The organism is Lacrimispora sp. (genome assembly GCF_036758025.1).
Lineage (GTDB): Bacteria > Bacillota > Clostridia > Lachnospirales > Lachnospiraceae > Lacrimispora.
In genome coordinates this window covers 1-1,893 of record NZ_DAIOXM010000047.1, presented here as the reverse complement: position 1 = coordinate 1,893, position 1,893 = coordinate 1, and the positions used below count along the sequence as shown (strand labels likewise).

Here is a 1,893-nt window from a genome sequence, read left to right as displayed (position 1 = left end):
GCATACACATCCGCCCATTGCAAAGCTTCCATCTACAGTCAAGTCCGCAATATCCAAAAGCTTGTAGGTGATATAAACACCCAATACCATAATTCCCCACAAAACGCCTTGTGCCACTGCATCCTGAAGGGATATCATCAAACCGCTCATCAATTGTTCCTCCAAATTATTTCTCTTTTCGCGGGCATAAATGCCTTACATAAAAAATGACTTCACCATTCTTTATGTAAAGCATCTATGGATAGCAGGCGGCAGGTCTCAGACCTCCGCCTGCTTCTCATTTATTTATTTACTGATTACTTTAAGCCAGATACATCAATTCCCAGAAGTTCCGCTGTTTCTTCGTTTACGCTCAGCTTGCACTTCTCAAGGGGAAGATATTCAATAGGCATGGTGGAAATGTCTGCACCTTCCATCAGGATTTTTACTGCCTGCTGTCCGGTTAAGTAGCCAAGTTCATAGTAGTCAATACCGTATGTAGCAAGTCCTCCGGCATTTACCATACCTTCTTCTCCGCAGATAATAGGAAGTCCGTTTTCATTAGCTACCATTGCTACAGTTGCCATTCCTGCTGCGATTACGTTGTCAGTAGGAGCATAGATTGCATCTACCTTTCCAATCATGGATGTAACAACGGTCTGGATCTCGTTGGAATTGGAAACCGTATATTCAACTGCTGTCATGCCTTCATTTTCAATGGCTTCTCTTGCCATAGCGGCCTGTATTTCAGAGTTGGACTCTGCTGAACAATAGAGGATTCCCACTGTCTTTGCCTCCGGAAGAATCTGCTTTAACAGGGTGATCTGCTCTTTTACAGGAGTTAAATCAGAAGTTCCGCTTACATTTCCTCCTGGGGTATCATTGCTGTCAACTAAGTCGGAGCCTGCAGGATCGGTCACTGCTGTCAGTAAAACAGGAATATCGCTTGTGGCATTTGCTACGGCCTGGGCAGCCGGAGTTGCAATCGCCAGAATTAAATCGCTTCCATCGTTTACCAGCTTGCTGGCAATGGTCTGGCAGGTGGACTGGTCACCGGAAGCATTCTGCTGATCAACCACATAGTTAAGGCCTGCATCGTCAAGAGCCTGGATAAAGCCTTTGTTTGTGGCATCCAAAGCTGCATGCTGAACCAACTGGAGAACACCGACTTTAAACTGCTTTCCGTCTGTGGACTTGGCTGCTTCGCTTTCTTCTGCCTTTGCAGTTGTGGACTCTGCCGCAGCAGTAGTTGTCGCCTCTGTAGGCGCGGGCTCCGTCGGCTTGCTGCCGCATGCGGATAAGGATAATGCCATGGCTCCGGCAAGTACCAGAGATAATACTTTTGCTGATTTTTTCATAACTTTCTCTCCTCTTCCTTTTAAATATAGTCGGGATTCCGAACATATTTCGTATCATACTACAAAAATCTCTGCCCGTCAATTTTATTACTTTAATTTTATAGGATTTTAAAGCGATAAAGTGCATTTTTGTCAAATTAGACAATTTTCATATGCTTGATATGGGCTATTTTTACAAAATTTTTATGTTCACACCTGATGAAACCCGACGCTGTTTAAAAAGCGTTTAAAAGCAATCCTCCCTGCCTCATTACATTTATAAACTCCTGCATCCTCTAGAACCTGTTCAAACACCAGACCGGCTTCTTTCCGGATAATGTCCTCCGCATTCTCCCTTGTGATGGTCCCGTATTTGGGAAGAAAGCCTTCCACCCAGTCTCCGTGCTTTTCTATGGTTTCATTGGTTCTCACATCTTTGCCCTCTGCAATATAATCAGCCAAAAGTGTGAATTCCTCCTTTAATCTGGAGGGCAGAACCGCAAGTCCCATAACCTCGATCAGACCGATGTTTTCCTTCTTGATATGGTGGCGTTCCTGATGGGGATGTTAAACTCCC

Annotated in this window: 1 protein-coding gene and 2 pseudogenes; all 3 read right to left on the bottom strand. The window is 44.6% G+C overall.

Going from position 1 to position 1,893, the window contains the following annotated elements; all coding sequences use genetic code 11:
- Nucleotides 1–150 (bottom strand): annotated as a pseudogene (locus tag V7M78_RS21600) (ABC transporter permease); the annotation flags it as partial.
- 146 nt (nucleotides 151–296) lie between these two features.
- Nucleotides 297–1,337 (bottom strand): ABC transporter substrate-binding protein, encoded by a 1,041-nt coding sequence (locus V7M78_RS21595; RefSeq protein WP_333653134.1) that lies wholly within the window; start codon nucleotides 1,335–1,337, stop codon nucleotides 297–299.
- A gap of 189 nt (nucleotides 1,338–1,526) precedes the next feature.
- Nucleotides 1,527–1,883 (bottom strand): annotated as a pseudogene (locus V7M78_RS21590) (UDP-glucose--hexose-1-phosphate uridylyltransferase); the annotation flags it as partial.
- Nucleotides 1,884–1,893: the final 10 nt, after the last annotated feature.